This is a genomic window from Streptomyces sp. NPDC088246 (assembly GCF_044741025.1).
In the GTDB taxonomy this organism is placed as follows: domain Bacteria; phylum Actinomycetota; class Actinomycetes; order Streptomycetales; family Streptomycetaceae; genus Streptomyces.
Genome location: NZ_JBIURV010000010.1, coordinates 214895 through 232286, shown reverse-complemented (window position 1 = coordinate 232286; position 17392 = coordinate 214895). Strand labels below are relative to the sequence as shown.

General features: G+C 68.6%; 6 protein-coding genes and 1 pseudogene. 2 read left to right on the top strand and 5 right to left on the bottom strand.

Annotation, left to right across the window (positions count from 1 at the left end; genetic code table 11):
- Positions 1 to 342 precede the first annotated feature (342 nt).
- Both ACIPEK_RS16820 and ACIPEK_RS16815 read left to right on the top strand, forming a co-directional pair.
- Positions 343 to 612 (top strand): annotated as a pseudogene (locus tag ACIPEK_RS16820) (ferredoxin-NADP reductase); the annotation flags it as partial.
- A 217-nt stretch (positions 613 to 829) separates the two neighbouring features.
- Positions 830 to 2119, top strand: a complete 1290-nt coding sequence (locus tag ACIPEK_RS16815) for a cytochrome P450 (protein WP_401996346.1) — start codon at positions 830 to 832, stop codon at positions 2117 to 2119.
- An 86-nt stretch (positions 2120 to 2205) separates the two neighbouring features.
- On the opposite strand, the gene ACIPEK_RS16810 is transcribed toward ACIPEK_RS16815, so the two are convergent.
- From ACIPEK_RS16810 to ACIPEK_RS16790, 5 genes are all read right to left on the bottom strand, one after another.
- The gene (locus ACIPEK_RS16810) at positions 2206 to 3381 is read right to left on the bottom strand and encodes a cytochrome P450 (protein ID WP_401996407.1); all 1176 of its coding nucleotides are present in this window, start codon (positions 3379 to 3381) and stop codon (positions 2206 to 2208) included.
- A 107-nt stretch (positions 3382 to 3488) separates the two neighbouring features.
- Positions 3489 to 4544 carry an MDR family NADP-dependent oxidoreductase gene (locus ACIPEK_RS16805; RefSeq protein WP_401996343.1) on the bottom strand — a complete coding sequence of 352 codons (1056 nt, stop codon included), beginning with the start codon at positions 4542 to 4544 and terminating at the stop codon, positions 3489 to 3491.
- Positions 4541 to 6265 carry a phytoene desaturase family protein gene (locus ACIPEK_RS16800; RefSeq protein WP_401996340.1) on the bottom strand — a complete coding sequence of 575 codons (1725 nt, stop codon included), beginning with the start codon at positions 6263 to 6265 and terminating at the stop codon, positions 4541 to 4543. The genes ACIPEK_RS16805 and ACIPEK_RS16800 overlap by 4 nt, the downstream gene beginning before the upstream one ends.
- A 20-nt stretch (positions 6266 to 6285) precedes the next feature.
- The gene (locus tag ACIPEK_RS16795) at positions 6286 to 7968 is read right to left on the bottom strand and encodes a phytoene desaturase family protein (protein ID WP_401996337.1); all 1683 of its coding nucleotides are present in this window, start codon (positions 7966 to 7968) and stop codon (positions 6286 to 6288) included.
- Complete coding sequence (locus ACIPEK_RS16790; RefSeq protein WP_401996334.1) at positions 7958 to 17371, bottom strand: amino acid adenylation domain-containing protein; 9414 nt, start codon at positions 17369 to 17371, stop codon at positions 7958 to 7960. Before ACIPEK_RS16790 ends, ACIPEK_RS16795 begins: the two co-directional genes overlap by 11 nt.
- Between the last annotated feature and the right edge of the window lie 21 nt (positions 17372 to 17392).

The following is a 17392-nucleotide window of genomic DNA, read 5'->3' as shown; positions in this document are numbered from 1 at the left end:
GGGCACCGTGGCGAGCGTGGGCTTCTTGGCCTGCAGATGCCCGCCGTGCCGACGGCAGAGCAGACGGCCACGTGGTCTCGAGCCTCGGACGGCTCCATGGGCTACGCGTCCCTGCCGGCTTCCGCGTCGGGAGACGTCGTGCTCGTGGAGCCGGTCCTGGTTCTCCGGCGAAACGGTGCTGCTTGTCGTGCTGCGGCTCCTTGAATCGACAGATCGACTCGACGCCGGCCGACCGCCGTCTCATCTCGTGCCCGCTCTGTGAGACCGATGGCTGCCGAACACCCCCTCGCTTGTTGGACGCAGCGTGTAGCAAGCTGTTGTTCGGGCGGCGGGGGCGAGACGGGAAGTCCGGGCGAGCCGGACATACCGGCCGGCATGCTCCTGCGGGCAGTCGGCTGCCGCGGTGAGCCGGTAGCGGGGCTGCCCTTCGATGAAGCGACCGGCACCGTACCGTACGACGGCGGTCGCGTGACGGGACGGCCTGGGACGTACGTCGTCGGCTGGATCGAGCGCGGGCCCTCGGGCGGCATCGGAGCCAACCGCGCCTGCGCCGCCGAGACGGTCGGCACACTTCTGGCCGACGCCGTCGGCGGCGCGCTGCCTTCACCGGTGCCATGCAGCGGCGGTCGGCAGGTCCTCGCTTCGAAGACATGCCGACTGCCCACTCCGTCCGCTCAGCTACCGTGTGCTATCAGCGCTCTTCCGGTGCCTGCCCTGCGACACAACGTCTCTCGGCGCAAACCGTGTTGGCGTCGGCCAATGTCCGTGTCCATGCCTACTGCAAAGCCTTCTCATGTCCGCACCGTGTGTGCGGACAGCGCGACGACTAATGGAGTGCACGTTGAGGACGACGTTCCGTTCTCGTATCACCGCCCGGTTCGGGCGCACCTACCTGTCCAGGATCCAGAAGTACGGGATCGGTTCTTCCACGATCAGGCTGCTGCCCGAAGACCTGCTGATGCTGCTGCGCAGGGATGGCCTGGACCCGGTGGACAAGCTGGCCGGGCGCCGGGCGCAGTCGCCGGTGTCCAAGGTCTCGCTGCCGTTCGGTATGGATGCCTGGGTGGTCACCGGCTATGAGGAGTCGAAAGCCGTCCTCGGATCGGCCGACGGGTTCAGCACCGACTTCGCCCACCTCGCCACGAACGCCGGAGTCGCAGCGGAGCAGAGCCCCGGCGGGCTCGGGTTCAACGATCCTCCCGTGCACACCCGGCTGCGCCGCATTCTCACCCCGGAATTCACGATGCGCCGGCTGCGTCGCCTCACCCCCAGGATCGATGCCATCATCGAGGAGCACCTCGACGCGATGGAAGCCCGTCAGGGCCCGGTCGATCTGGTGCAGGAGTTCGCGCTGCCGATCCCCTCCCTCACCATCTGTGAGCTGCTCGGCATTCCCTACGAGGACCGCCAGGACTTCCAGAAGCTGGCCATGGACCGCTTCGACCTCTTCGGTGGGACGACCGCGCCCTTCGGCGCCATGTCGGAGTCTCTGGCGTACTTCAGGAATGTGGTCAAGATGCAGCGCGAGGAACCGGGCGACGGACTGCTCGGCATGATCGTGAAGGAGCACGGCGACAGCGTCGACGACGAGGAACTCGCGGGCCTCGCCGACGGCGTGCTCACCGGCGGGTTCGAGACGACCGCCAGCACGATCGCCCTCGGCTCCCTCGTGTTGCTCCAGAACACGGATGTCTTCGAGCGAATACGGACGGACGATGCAATGGCCGCACCGTTCGTCGAGGAGGTGCTGCGCTACCTCTCCGCGGTGCAGCTCGCCTTCCCTCGGTTCGCCCGTGAGGACATAGAGATAGCTGGGGTGGTCATTCCCCGGGGCGACATGGTGCTCTGCTCACTGAGCAGTGCCAACCGTGATGCGACGTACGTCATGGACGACGGACGCTTCGACCCGCACCGCAACACCTCGGGTCATCTCGCCTTCGGCTACGGAATCCACCGCTGCATCGGCGCCGAACTGGCACGCATGGAACTACGTTCCGCCTATCCGGCCCTGGCGCGGCGGTTTCCCCGGATGCGTCTCGCCGTCCCGCCCCAGGACCTCGCCTTCCGCAAGCTGTCGATCGTCTACGGCATCGAATCCCTGCCGGTGCACCTGCACTGAGCGGGCCCACACCCTCAGCGCACCTGCACAGCGACAGCGGGGCCGTACACGGGCCGGCTTCCCCGGCCGGCGCTGCGGATGCCCTCCTACCAGGTCACTGTGATCCGCTGAGGACTGCGGGATGTGGTGCCGCGACGCCACTCCACTCCGTCGGCGGGCCGCGCCAGCCGAAGGCCGGGGAAGCGGGCGGCGAGCCGGTGCAGGGACAGCTGGAGTTCGAGCCGGGCCAGCCATGCGCCCAGGCAGTAGTGCGGGCCGGCGCCGAACGACAGAGTGGGGGCCTCCAAGGGTGCGAACAGGTCGGCGAACTGCCGGGGCGGGAACACATCGGGGTCGCGGTTGGCCATGCCGCAGTCGGCGAGAACCACCGAGCCCGCCGGGATGGTCACGCCGCCGACCTCCGTATCGGCGGCGGCGTGGCGCGCGGTCCCGCGGTCGTCGCCGAGCGGAACCAGGTGCAGCAGCCGCTCGGCCACCGCCCCGGCGTCCTGTTCGTCCGCACCGAGACGGGGCCAGCTTTCCGGCCGTTCGCCGAGCAGGTAGAGCAAAGAGTTGCCGAGCATCGTCATCGTGCTGTCGTGTCCGCCCACCACCAGCCCGCACACGAGGTCGACCAGTTGCCCCTCCGGGATACCGCCCTCGTCATCGGCCGCCCGGACGAGCACGCTGGTCAGATCGTCGCCCGGCGCGCTTCGCCGCTCGGCCAGCAGCGCGCTTCCGAAAGCGGCGAACTCCGCCAGCGCCGACTCCATCTCCTCCTTGGGGTGGGAGCCGTCGGAGAAGGCGTACTGGCTCCAGTGGCGCAGCCGTTCCCGTGCCGGGGCGTCGAGACCCATCAGCCGGCTGATCACCTCGACCGGAAGCGGAAGGGTGAAGCGGGCCACCAGATCCACCGGAGGCGTGCTGTCGGCGAGCTCGTCCAGGCGCTGCTCCACAATCGATGCGATCCAGGGCCGCCAGCGGGCGACGGCCCTCGGCGTGAACGCACGCCGCAGGGTGCGGCGCAGACGCAGATGGTCCTCGCCGTCCTGGTTGAACATCAGGTCGAGGCTGCCCACCAGACCGGATTCGCCCGACAAGCTCGGGGCGTCCGGTGCGTGGAGCTGTGCACGTCCGAACCGGTTGTCGGTCAGGACCATGCGTACGTCGGCGTACCGGCTCACCAGCCAGGCCTGAGTGCCATCGGGTAACGCAACGGGCCTGGGCGGTCCGGGTGGGTCGAACCTCAGACGGTGCAGAGGGAGCGACGGCGGGCCGGTCATCGTGTGGGTGTCGTCGGAGCGGGGCACGGGACCTCCTGGCTTGCACGGGTACGGGAGGGGCTGCGGCCGGGCGGGCCGGCTGAAAAGGGGTTCGGGGGAAACGGCGGTCAGAGCTCGACCAGCACCTTGCCCCGGCTCGCTCCCGTGTCCTGGTAGAGGCTCCGATAGGCATCCGGGATGTTCTCGAAGCCGTGGTGGAGGGTGTGCCCGCAGCGGACCTCGCCCCTCCGGATCCTGCCGCCGAGCTCATCGTGGAGCGCGCGCCAATTCTGCTCGGTGAACCATTCCAGCGAGAAGATGCCGCGCACGGATGTGCGCGGGAACATGATGTACGGCAGCAGCCGTGGCCCGGTGACCTCCCGGCCGACCTGGGTGGCCCACTGCCAGCACACGGCCACCTGACTGCCTACGTTGAGCATGGAGAACACGGCATCCGTCACCGTGCCACCGAGATTGTCGAAGTACTTGTCAACTCCCTCCGGTGCGGCCCGGGTGAGAGCGTCCCGCACCGCTTCGCAGCTGTCCCCGTGGCGGTAGACGACGACCGCGTCGAATCCCAGCTCGTCGAGGTACTCCGCCTTCTCCGTCGTCGAGGTGGTGCCCACCACGCGGGCGCCCGCGAGCTTGGCAAGCTGGCCGACCAGCGAACCGACGGCGCCGGAGGCACCACTGATCACGACGGTGTCTCCCGAGCGGACCGACATGAACTTGGTGAGGGTTCCCCAGGCCGTCATACCGGGACCGCCCATGACACTCAGCGCGGTGGGGAGCGGAAGCGCGTCGTCGTACCAGCAGGGGTCCAGGCGGCGGAAAGCGGGAAAGATCATCGGAAACGTCCCGGTCTGCCAGGGGGTGGCCGCGCCGTTGCTGATGAGATGGGTGCGCCAGCCACCGAACCCCTGCACCAGATCACCGGGCCGGTGGGCCGCCAGTGGACCCGCTTCCAGCACCTCCATGATCGAGTCGGCGCCCATGTGTGCGCCGAGGGGGGTGTCCAGCGCGATGCCCTGGAGGTAGGGGTCCACCGATACGTAGCGCGTCCTCAGCAGCATCTCGTCCGGGGCGAGGTCGACGTCGAGATCCTCCTCGACCAGCCCGTAGATCCTCTCGACGTCGGGGACGCCTTCGATGTGCTCACGTACCACCCATTTCCTGGCCCTCATCCCATTCCCTTTCTCTCCACAGGAGACGCGCGGTCCTCAATGACGGACCGCGCGTCCGGTCGGGGCCCCACCGGAACGACCAGATGGGTGGGGGGCGGCCCGCTCTCGTCGACGGACGCGGTGAAGGCCCGGCCGTCGTCCCGGCAGATGAACTGCACGACGTGCCGGCCTGCCGCCGCCGCGCGGATCAGACCGCCCGTCGTCGCCCATACGCCGGACTGGTAGAAGTTCCGCAGTCCCGGCAGGCCGGGGCCGTGCTTCTTGATGAGCGTCTCCAGCGTCTCCCCGCTTTCCACGAACGGCTGCCAGCCGAGCACTGTGCCGTCGTAGTTGCCCGTGTAGCGGACCTGTGTGAGCGGGCTCGACACATCGCGCACTGCGATCGCGTCCGCGATGCCTGGGTGGCGCCGTTCCAGGAATGCGACGAGTACGTCGCGGGCCCGCCGCTTGGCCGCGTAGTACCCGCGACCATGACGTACCGGCAGCGTGTGGAGTTCCTGGCCGCCACGGGTCCGCGTCGCCTGCTCCGGTCCTTCGTCCAGAGCCCGCCAGGGGGCGATGTCGCAGAAGTAGGTGACGTACGCGATGCTCGTTCCACGCGGGGAGAGTTCCGGGTAGTGCCTGCTGCGGAACTGGACGTTGATGCTCGGGTGACGTATGCCGGTCAGGCCCGCCGCTTCCGCTTCGTCGAGCAGATAGGTCGTGCAGGGGTCGGCGTCGGGGAAGTCCCGGCGGAGGCCGAGGAAGAGCGTGAAGTATCCGGGGAACACCATGCCGGGTTCACGGATGGTCCGGGTGTAGAGGCGGTGGTAGGCCTCGTTGAGGTAGCGTCCGCCGAGCAGATCCATCATCGTGGTGCGGCCGTCGCAGGCCGACACGACGATGTCGGCGTGCAGTTCGCTTCCGTCGCTCAGCCGTACCCCGACCGCACGGTCGTCCTCGACCAGCACCTTTTCGACCTTGGCGTTGTAGGTCACTTGGCCGCCGAGCCTGCGGTAGCGGCGCTCGATGGACTCGGCCAGTCCGAGCGAGCCGCCCTCGGGGACGCCCGCGGAGAGGTTCGCGTGCGAGGCGAGCTGGAAGTGGAACGGCAGCACCGGGAACGCCGGATGCTTCTCGTACAGGATGAAATTGAACGCCTCACGCAGCAGGGGGTCCTTGAACCTCGCCGAGTAGTCGGTCATCAGTACGCTGATGGATTTGCGCACGACATTGAAGTACGGGACGAAGGAAGCCAGCATCCGCCATCGTTCCAGCGTCGGCATCAGCCCGACCGGCTTGAGGAACGGATAGACGGCGAGGCATTTACGGAAGGCGCGCAGTTGCTTGCAGAAGTCCCGGATCAGAGCGGAGTCGGCCGGCGAGATGTCCGTCAGATGGGCTTGTAGCCGGTCGGGGTCGGAGTAGAAGTAGACGGCCCGGCCGCACCGGCCGCGCACGACGTTGAACACATCGAAATGCCGTACTTCCTTGCCCTGCAACGCGCCCAGCTCCAGCCAGATCTGGTGCATCTCATTGCCGGGGCCGCTGCCGAGGAGCCAGCTGACACAGGGATCCAGGGTGAAGTCGCCGCGGTCCCAGGCCGTGCAGCAGCCGCCCGGCAGTTCATGCATCTCCAGGACGTGGGTGCGATAGCCGTTCATCCGGGCGTAGCAGCCGGTGGACAGACCGCCGAGCCCTGCGCCGATGATGATCATCGACTGTCGTTCGGAACGCGCCATGAACCTGCTCTCCTCGGTGTTCATGTGCGGTTGTCCCCGCGCGCGGACCATCTGTCGAGCTGCGGCAGACGGCCCAGCTTTCCGGGATGCCATGGCTCGCCGCCTTGGCTCTCGGACACCGTGAACCCGCGTCCCAGCTCGTCGCAGAGGTACTGGACGACGAAGCGGCCGGTCGACGCGGCACGGATCAAGCCGCCCATGCCGACCCACTGCCCGGCCATGGAGAATCCACGCAGGCCCGGCAGGCGCATCCGGTCCTTGCCCACCAGCTCGGCCGCGATGTCGTCGGCCTCGGAGAACGCCTTCCAGGCCAGAATGGAGCCGTCGTGGTTACCCGTGTAGCGCCGGGTCGTCGCCGGGGAGGCTACATCGACCAGCTCGATGCGCTCGGCCGTGCCAGGCAGGCGGCGTTCCAGGAAGTTTCTTACGAAGTCGGCCACTTGGTGCTTCTTCGCCCGGTACTCCTTGCGGTCGACGGCGCGCAGCGCCTTCCAGTAGGCGAAGTCGCTGAAGTAGGTGCAGTGGACCACCGACCGTCCGGGCGGGGCGAATCCGTCCGAGTAGTGGGAGCGCAACTGGACCACCAGACTGCTCTGCAGCGCGCCGGGCAGCTGGGCGGCGTCCTCGGAAGAGAGCAGGTACGTGGTGCTGTGCGCCCGGTCGGGGCCGAGGTCGCCCCGGACCCCGACGAAGGCCGAGACCACCGCGGGGAAAAGGGTGCCCGGACGATGCAGCAGGTCGTTGTACAGCTTGTCGATCCGCGGACCGGTGAACCGGCCCTGCAGGAGTCCATGGATCGTGGTGTGGCCGTCACAGGCCGAGACGACATGGTCGGCGTAATACCGTCTGCCGTTGCGCAGTTCGATGCCGACGGCACGCCCGTCCTCGACGAGGATCCGTTCGACCCGTGCCCGGTAGCTGATCTCACCGCCCAGCGCCTTGTACCGCTCCTCGATCGACCGGGCCAGGCCCAGCGAACCTCCTTGCGGGAAACCGGCGTTGTGGTGATAGGCGCTGGCCATGTTGAACAGGTACGGGAGCAGCGGGAAGCCCTCCGGGTCCTGGAAGAAGATGTTGCGGAACGCCCGCCGCAGCAACGGGTCCTGGAACCGGTCGGCGAACCGGTGCATCGGTGTCGCCGCCGTACGCCAGAACAGACGGAACGCGGGCAGGACCGTGCGCAGCGTCGCCGCTCTTTCCCGCACGGTCCGCAGGGCGGGGGCGGTGAGGAACGGGTACAGCTCGATGCCGATGAATCGCCTCAGGTCTCGGCAGAATGAGCGGATCAGCCGGGCGTCGGCGGGCGAGAGACCGAGCAGGTGCCGCTCCAGCCGGTCCGGGTCGTTGTAGAAAACCACTGACCGGCCGGTCTCGTCGACGACTCGGTTGAACATCTCGAAGTTGGTGATGGTCTTGCCATCGAGCGCCCCCAGTTCGCGCCACACCTGATGGGCGTCGTTGCCGGCGGCCGTGCCGATCAGCCACTCGATGCAGTAGTCGAAGATGTAGCCGTCGCGCGACCAGGCCGTGCAGCAGCCCCCGGGCAGCACATGCTTTTCGAAGATGCGGGAACGCATCCCGTTCATCTGCGCGTAGCACCCGGTGGACATTCCGGCGACGCCGGCACCGATCACGATGACACGGGGCCTGCCGTCCGTCTCCCGCTCTTGGGCGCTCCACGCGTCGCCCTCGTCACCGGCCATCGGCGCCGCCCTCCTGGATGATGCCGCGCACCAGCTCGGCGTTGCGGGCCACGTGCTTGGGGTCGAGCATGTCGGCGTGGATTCCGGAACCGCGCAGCACCGCCGTGGCCGTGGTGGAGCTGCCGTGCCAGGTGCCGCGTGCGTCCGCGGCGTACAGCGCTGTCTTCTCCTCGTCCGTGACAACGCTGACGGTCGCGGACACCACACCGAGGTTCGGTGTGCGGGCGCAGAACGCCAGGTACTCCGCGGCGTGATCCAAGGTTTCGCGAGCAACGATCTCCGACCCCGTGTGTTTGAGCAGGTGTTCGGCGAGTTCCGCCTCGAAGAACTCGAAGTGTTCGGGGCCGGGTACATAGGGCTCCAGGATGCGGTGCGAGTCCAGGACGATCACATGGGCGACGTCGCGTCCCCGGCCTTCGAGCTCCTTGGCCACCTCGAATGCGAGGTTGCCGCCGAGGGAGTAGCCGAGCAGCAGGCATCTGCCCTCGGGCCGGAGGGACTCGACGAGGTCGGCGTAGCGGGGCACCTTGTTCTCGCCGGGGACGTAGTTGAAGGCGATCAGCCGGTACTCGGGCAGCTGGGCGGCGAATGTCCGGTAGACCAGTCCGTGCCCGCCCGCCGGTGGGAAGCAGAACACTGTGGGCTCCCGATCGCTGTTGAAGCTCAGGCAGGGCAGGTCGTCCGAGCCGCCGCCGGTGGCAAGACGCTCCATCGCCGCGGCCATTCCATGCAGGGTCGTGACCCGGTACAGGAGACTGACGGGGATGGCGACACCGAACTCCTGCCGCAGGCGGTGGATCAGCTCGATCAGCTTGATGGAGCTGCCTCCGGCCTCGAAGAACTCTTGAGTCAGGCCGACCCGCTCCAGCCCGAGCAGCTCCTTCCAGTGCCGCGCCATGCTCTCTTCGAACGGTGTGCCGAGCATCTCCTCCGGCTCGTCGTCGGCGTCGAACCGGGGTGTCGGCAGGCCCGCGACATCGACCTTTCCGTTGGCGGTCAGCGGCAGTTCCGGTAAAGCGATGAAGTGCGAAGGAACCATGTATGCGGGTAGCAGTCCCGCAAGGTGCCGGCGTAGCGCGCGCCGGTCCAGCGCTGCTCCGTCCGCCGGTACGCAGTAGGCACAGAGCGCATCTTCTCCCCGGGCGTCGGGGCGCACCGTGACGACCGTTCGGGCCAGTTGGGGCCACTGGGCAAGGTGTGCCTCGATCTCGCCGATCTCGATTCGATGACCGCGGAGCTTGACCTGGTCGTCCACCCGCCCGAGCAGATGGACCCGGCCGTGCGCGTCCCAGCGCGCCGCGTCGCCGCTCCGGTAGAGGCGTACGGGTTCGGCGCCCGGCTCCCGGCTCAGTGTCCGGGTCACGAATCGCTGGGCCGTCTGTGCGGGGTCGCCCGCGTAGCCGAGTGCGACGCCGTCGCCGCCGATCCACAGTTCGCCCGGCACACCGGGCGGCACCGGCTCACCGTGCCGATCGAGCACATGGAGCGTGCTGTTGCTCAGGGGGCGTCCGATCGGCACCGTCCGGCCGGGTTCCAGGTCGTCGACGGGTCCTTCGAAGCAAGCGCTGTCGATGGTGGCCTCGGTGACCCCGTAGGAGTTGATCAGACGGGTGTGCGGTCCGCACAGGTCGCTCAGCCTTCGGTATTCCCCGGCTTTCCACGCGTCGGACCCGACGACCAGCAGACGCATGAAATCCAGCCGCAGGCCGTCGCGTTCGCAGTGGTCCATGAGACCGCGTACGACAGCGGGGACGAACTCCGCACAGTCGACGTGCTCCTCGCGCATGGTCCGGTACAGGCGTTCGGTGTCGAAGAGCAGATCGCGGTCGATCAGTACCAGATTGCCGCCCGAGCAAAGCGCGCGCACCAGGTCACCGGTGAAGACGTCGAACGACGGCGCCGCCATCTGGAGGTGAACCCGGACGTCACGGTCCAGCCTGTATTCCTGGAGCCAGGCTCCGTACGCCGAGGCGAGGTTCCGGTGGCTGACCTGGACGGCCTTGGGGAGCCCTGTCGAACCGGAAGTGTGGATGACGTAAGCAGGTGAGTCGAGACCTGCCAGGTCCTCGACGCCGACCGCGGGCACCCGCTCGTCGTCCGCCTCGTACAGCTCCCGCAGGGTGAGTGTCTCGGCCGGCAGTCCTGCCATCCGGTCCCGGCCCGCGTCGTCCTCGACGACCACGAGGGTGACGGCTGCCATCCGCACGGTGTGGGCGACGCGGTCGGCCGGGTGGTCGGGCGGGACAGGTAGGTAGGCGCCGCCTGCCTTGAGCACCGCGAGCAGCGCGACGACGAGGTCTGACGACTTGTCCAGGCACAGCGCCACCACCGAGCCGGATCCGACCCCCAGCCCCCGCAGCCGCCGGGCCAGCTCCCCGGAGCGACGGTCCAGTTCCGCGTACGTCAGGCGAAGGGCCGTCCCGTGACGGGCCGGGACCGTGACGGCGACGGCGTCCGGGCACCGGGCGGCGACCGCGCTGATCAGCTGATGCACCGGGCGGACGCCGTCCGCCTCGCGCTCCCCTGCTCCAGGGGGCAGGGCGGCGCGCCCGGCACCGCTCCACTCACCGACCAGCCGCTCACGCTCCTGTGCGCCCAGCATCTCCAGCCGGGTGGTGGGGTGATCGGCCGGCGCCCGGGTCATGCTGTCCAGGAGGGTGGTGTAGTGCGATGCCATCCGCCGCATGGTCTCCGGCAGAAACAGGTCGGTGTTGTACTTGAGAACACAGTGGAACCGATGCTCCGCCTCGTCCTCGTAGACGGACAGGGTGACATCGAACTGCCCCTCCTCTTCGGGGAGTTCGATGTAGTCGAGCCGGTAGCCGTACTTCTCGGTGGCGACTTTGTGGGTCAGCAGGATGAACATGGCCTGGAATACCGCGGAGCGGCTGGGGTCGTGCTGGAGCCCCAGCTCGTCGACCAGCAGGACGAACGGATACTCCTGGTTGTCCAGGCCGCCCAGCACGGTCGTACGGACCTGTTGCAGCAACTGGGCGACTGAAGGCGCGCCGGACAGATCCGCGTGCAGCGGGAGCGGGTTGACGAAGTAGCCGTAGACGGAGGCGAACTCCTGCTCGGTCCGGCCGGTGACGGGGCTGCCCACGATGACGTGGTCCTGCCCGGAATAGCGCTGCAGCAGCATGTAGTAGGCGCTGAGCAGCACCATGAACGGGGTGACGTCGTGCTCGCGGGCCACGGCGTGAACGCGGGCGGTGAGCGCCGTGTCCAGTACGAAGAACTCCGATGCCCCGTTGTGTGTCTGCACGGCCGGACGGGGCTTGTCGACGGGCAGTTCCAGGACCGGCACCTCGGCCGGCAGATGCGAGCGCCAGTAGTCGAGCATGCGCTGCGCCGCGGGACCGGCCAGGAAGCGGTTCTGCGCATTGAGGAAGTCCAGATAGCGCGCGGTGACCGGTGGCAGCGAGGGCGCACGGCCCTGGCGCAGCCCCTCGTACACCGCGAGAAGCTCCTCGATGAAGGTGAACGTCGAGATCGCGTCGGAGACGATGTGATGGACCGCCTTCATGATCACCCAGCGGTCGTGGCCACGCTTGAAGAGCCGGAAGCGGAAGAGCGGGTCACGCTCCAGGTCGTACGGCCTGCGGTACTCGGCCACGATCGTACGGTGGATCTCCTCCCACTGCTGGCCCTGCACGTCGAACAGCGCGATGTCCGGGCTCCGGTCCGTCGACACCAGTTGCAGCGGCACACCGTCCACCGTGAGGAAGTTGGTCCGCAGCGCGGGGTGGCGTGCGACCAGGCAGCGGACGGCCTCGAACATCAGGTCGGGGTCAAGAGCGACGCGAACCTCGACCGCGCCCCCGATGTTGTACGCGTAGCCCTCGGGGTTGAGCTGCCTGAGGAACCACAGGGCCTTCTGGTTCTGCGTCAGTGGATGGCGGAACTCGTCCTCGAAGACGTCCACAGCCGCCGTGTCGTCACCGCCGGCTGCCAACGCCACCGACTCGGACAGGGCATCGTGGAGCTGTGCGATCAGTTCGCCGGCCGATGTACCGCTCAGCAGAGCCACCACGGGGGGAGCTACGCCGAGCTCCGAGCTGAGCCGGGCGCGCAGCTCCATCGCCAGGAGCGAGTCGAGTCCCAGCGCGTTGAGGCCGGCCTGCGGATCGATCTGATCGGGGTTCGTCCGCAGCACCGAGGCGGCCACAGCGGTGAACCGCCGGGTCACCAGGGCGAGGCGTTCCGTGGCGTCCGCATTGCGGAAGGTGTCGAGGATGCCGTCGCTCGTCCCGTCGACCGTCGTGGCTGAGGCCGTCGCCGCCAGTTCGGCCACCAGCGAGGGCGGGGAGGGGTACCAGGCCAGGAACACCGGCCAGTCGACGACGGTGGCGACAAGCAACTGGGCCCGGTCCTGGCCGATGACGCGTTCCAGGACCGCCATGCCGACGTCCGGTGCGAGCGAGCTCATCCCACGGCTGTGCAGATAGTGGTCGACGAGCCCCAGCTCCTCGATCATGCCGGTGGCCCACGGTCCCCAGTCGACGCTGAGTCCTGGCAGGCCGAACGCCCGACGGTGCTGGGCCAACGCGTCCAGAAACGCGTTCCCGGCGGCGTAGTTCGTCTGGCCCGCCGTGGTCATGAGCGAAGCGATCGAGGCGAACAGTACGAAGTGGTCGAGCGGTTCGTCCCGAAGATGCCGGTGCAGCAGATACGCGCCGACGGCCTTGGGATCGTGGGCCTCGGCGAACGTCTGTTGGTCCATGTCCGCGACAAGTGTGTCGCGGACCTGCCCGGCGAGATGGAACACCCCGCGGACCGGCAGCGGGTCGGTGAGCCGGTGAGCTTCGAGCCAGGCCGTGAACGCGGCCTCATCGGTGATGTCGAGCGGTGCCAGGACGACCCGCGCCCCGAGCGCCTCCAGCTCCTTGACGAAGGCCACGGCACGGCCATCGGCAGTGGCGGGATCGAGACTGCGCCAGGCGGAGCGCTCCGGCAGGGCGGTGCGTCCGATCAGGATCAGACTGCGCGCCCCACGCCGTACGAGTGTCCGGCAGAGCAGCCGGCCGAGCGCCCCGAAGGCGCCGGTGACAAGGTAGTTCGCGTCGGCGCGCAGGGTCAGCGGAAGGGGTCGGGTCAGACCTTCGGCCCGCCGCACCCTGCCGGTGAGGCGGCCGGCGCCACGCAGCGCGATCTCCTCCTCGTCGTCGGTCAGGATCTCGCGCAGCAATGCCTGCGCCTCGGCCAGGCATCCCTCGTCTTCCGGCCGGCCGGGATCCAGATCGATCAGCTTGCCGCGGTGGGAGATCAGCTCCTGGTGCCTGAGCACCCGGCCGACCCCCCATGCAGGCGCCCCCAGAGGTTCGACGGTCTCGCCGGGCTCGACGTGCTGCGCGCCGCGGGTCACGATGTGCAGCCGGCCGTCGGTCCCGTGGCGGAGCAGCGTCCGGGCGAGGGCGATCAGTGAGTACGTCCCGGTGCCGCTGTGCCGTACGAGGTCCTGCCGCGAGGCCTCAGCAAGGTGCGGCAGGTCGAGATTCCACAGATGCACGATGGTACCGAAGGACGGCCGGCCGTCCTCGCCGTCCATACCCAGGTCGGCGAAGAGCTGATCCAGGTCCGTGGCGGACCCCGGGACGACAGTGGATTCCCCTCCCTCGCCCCCCTTCTGGTAGGAGTCCCCCGGACGCACGAGGTGGCAGCGCTCGCCGCGCGCGGTGAGCAGGACGCTCAGGGCGTCGCCCACGCCTTGCCGATCGGCGAACACCAGCCAGTCGCTGCTGGTGGAGACGGGGCTGCCGGAGTCGGCCTGGTTCTCGGCGACGTCGAAGGGCCTGTCGATCCAGACGGTCTCGGCGAGCCAGGAATCGATCGTGCCGAGTCCGACCGCCGTGGACGTCTTTTCCACGTCGGCTGCGCGGAACCCACCGATGCCGCCCAGAGGTTCACCGCTGTCCGCGTAGACGGCGATGTCCCCGACGAGCTCGTCCCCGTCGCTGCGGGTCACCGTGGCATGCGCCCAGATCGGCTGGTCTCCCACCGGGGCGAGGCACACCTCGTCGATCGACAGGGGCAGGCGGATGCCGGAGGTCTGCCGGTCCGCGTCGTCGTCGAGGAGCTGCGTCGTCAGCAGCGACTGGAAGCAGGCGTCGAGCAGCACGGGATGGATGTGGTGCCGGGCCGCGTCGTCGCCGATCACCGCGGGCGGACGGAGCCGGGCGAGCACCTCACCGGAGCCGATCCACACCTCTTCGATGGCCCGGAACGCGGGGCCGTAGTCGTAACCCAGGGCGGCCAGCGCCGCGTAGCAGTCCTTGCCGTCCAGCCGACGCAGGGTGCGTGCCCGGAGGGCTGCGGTATCGACAGGCGGGCCGGCCGGGCGCGGTTGCCCGGAACGCACGACACCGCTCGCGTGCACTGCCCGGTCGCCCTCGCCCTCGCCTGCCGAAGCAATCGTGAACGCCGCGTTCTGCGACGAGAGCGTCAGACGCACGGCCCGGTCCTCGCCCTCGGGCAGGAAGAGCGCTTTGCGGAGTTCGATGTCCGTCAGTACGGCATGAGTGCCGCCGGTCAGGGAGCGGACCGCCTGCGTGGCCATCTCCAGGTACCCCGCTGCCGGGAAGACCACGGTGGACTGGATGCGGTGGTCGTCGAGGTAGGGAAGCAGCTCGGTGTCGAGGGTGGTGTGCCAGGTCGGTTCGGTGTGTGTCGTGCGGCGGCCCAGCAGAGGGTGGTCGGCGTGCCCGAGGCGGACCTGCGCCACGGGGCCGGGCTCCGTCCAGTGGCGGTCGCGCTTCCACGGGTAGCGGGGAAGGGCCACCGGAATGCCCACCGGGTGCAGGGTGTCCCACGCGACGGGGACACCGAGGTTGTGCAGCTCTGCCAGCGAGGCGGCGAAGCGCTCCGGTTCGTTCTCCTGGCGGCGGATCGACGGAAGGGTACGTACGTCCGTCCCCCGGCCGTCGAGGCATTCACGGATGGAGTGACCGAGCACCGGATGCGGGCCGATCTCCAGGAACAGCCCGTACCCGTCGTCGGCGAGCCGGTCGACGGCCGAGCGGAAGCGGACCCGGTGGCGGACGTTCTTCCACCAGTAGCCGGCGTCCAGCTCACTGCCGTGCGCCGTGCCCTCCTGACTCGTCAGATACAGCGGAACCGTCGCTGCCCGGGGGGCCAGCCCGTCCAGTGAGGCCAGCAGTTCGTCCTTGATCGCCTCCATGCCCGCGCTGTGGTACGGGACCTGCACTGTCAGGAACTTGGCGAAGATCTGCTCGGAGCGAAGCCCGTCCGCCAGCTCGGCCAGTGCGTCCCGGTCCCCGGCCAGCGTGACGGCCGAGGGGCTGTTGACCGCGGCCACGGACACCCGGTCCCCGTACGCGCCCGCCCGGATCTGTGCCTCCTCCTCGGGCAGACTCACGGCGAGCATCGTGCCGGTCCCGGTGAGCTTCTGCTGGAGCCGGCTGCGGTGCACCACGATCCTGACCGCTTCCTCCAGCGTGTAGACCCCCGCCTCGTAGAAGGCAGCGATCTCGCCGGTGCTGTGACCGACCACGGCGTCGGGCCGCACGCCGTACTGACGCCACATGGCCGCGAGTCCCACCTGGACGGCGAAGTTGGCCGGCTGCGCAAGCCATGTCTCGCCCATGCGCGATCCGGCTTCGTCGGATGTCATCTCCTCGATCAGGGACCAGCCCGCAAGCTTGCGGACGGCGAGATCGCAGCGGGTGACCGCGTCCCGGAACACCTCATCGCCCTCGAACAGTTGGCGGCCCATGCCCCACCACTGCGGCCCCATTCCGGTAAAGACCCAGACCAGGCGGCGCTGTTCGACGTCGAGCTGTCTGCCGTGGACCACCCGGGGGTGAGGTTCATCCCGCAGGAAGGCGGCGAGCCCCTCGTCCAGATCGGTCCGTGAGGAGTACACGACGCAGAGGCGCGACTCAAGGTGCTGGCGGCGGCGTGCAAGCGTGTATCCGAGGTCGGGCAGCGACACCTCGGACCCCTGGACCCCTGCCAGCTCGCGGCGGATGCCCGCGGCCAGCTCCGGCAGGGCGTCCGGGGTCCGCGCGGTCAGCGGAAGAAGATTCCAGGCCCGTTCGCCGGGCGCGGTCGGCTGTGCTTCGCGCTCGGGTGCCTGCTCCAGCACGACATGCGCGTTCGTGCCACCGAAGCCGAAGGCGTTCACCCCGGCCCGCGCGGGGCCCTCGTGCTCGGGCCAGGCGGTCGGCTCGGTCGGGATCCGGTACGGGGAGGACTCCCGGTCGATGGCGGTGTTGATCCGATCCAGGTTGATGTGGGGGGGAATACGGCGGTGCTTGAGGCAGAGAACGGTCTTGATCAGTCCGGCGATGCCCGCTGCCGCTTCGGTGTGCCCGATGTTCGTCTTGACGGACCCGACGTAGCACGTGGCACCGGGTCTGCGGCCCACGGCGAGTGCCCGGCTCAGTGCGTTCGCCTCGATCGGGTCGCCGACAGGTGTCGAGGTGCCGTGCGCTTCCACGTACTGCAGGGCGCCGGGGGTGATGCCGGCTCCGGCGCAGACGCGTTGGATGAGAGCGACCTGGGCGTCCGCGCTGGGCACGGTGATGCCATTCGTGCGGCCGTCCTGGTTGACCCCTGTGCCGAGGATCACTGCGTGGATCGGATCACCGTCGCGTACGGCGTCGTCCAGCCGCTTGAGCGCGACCATTCCGACGCCCTCGGCCCGTACATAACCGTTGGCCGTGGCATCGAACGTACGCGAGCGGCCGTCGGGCGACAGGAAGCCGCCCTTCGTCTCGGCGATGGTGTACTGCGGTGCCGCATGCAGCAGGACGCCACCGGCCAGCGCGAGATCGGTCTCCCGGTTGTTCAGGCTCTGGCAGGCGAGGTGCACCGCCACCAGGGAGGAGCTGCACGCGGTGTCGATCGACAGGCTCGGACCCCGGAAGTCGAAGCAGTAAGAGAGACGGTTCGAGACCATCGTCATCATGGTGCCGGTGGCGGTGTGCGCGGTCAGTGAGGCAAAGCTCAGGTCGGAGAACTGGAGGATCTTGTAGTCCAGCGTGAACGCGCCGACGAACACGGCGGCATTGCTTCCGGCAAGCTCCGAGGGCCGCTGACCGCCGTCCTCCAGCGCCTCCCAGGCCACCTCCAGCAGCTTGCGCTGCTGCGGGTCCATTTGGTCGGCCTCACGTGGGCTGATACCGAAGAATCCGGGATCGAACTCGTCGAAACCGTCGATGTATCCGCCTCGGCCACCGATCAGGCGTCCGGGTTTCTCCTTATATCTGCTGCCGAGCGTCGTGACGTCGTAGCGGTCCGCCGGTGTCGGTGTGATGCAGTCCTTGCCGTCCATGAGGTTCTGCCAGTACGTGCGGTGGTCCGATGCACCGCCGGGCAGTCGGCAGCCCATGCCGATGATCGCTACTTTGTCGCTCACAGAGGCACTGTTCACGTCGGGCAAGGTCGTACTCCTCAAGTCGTG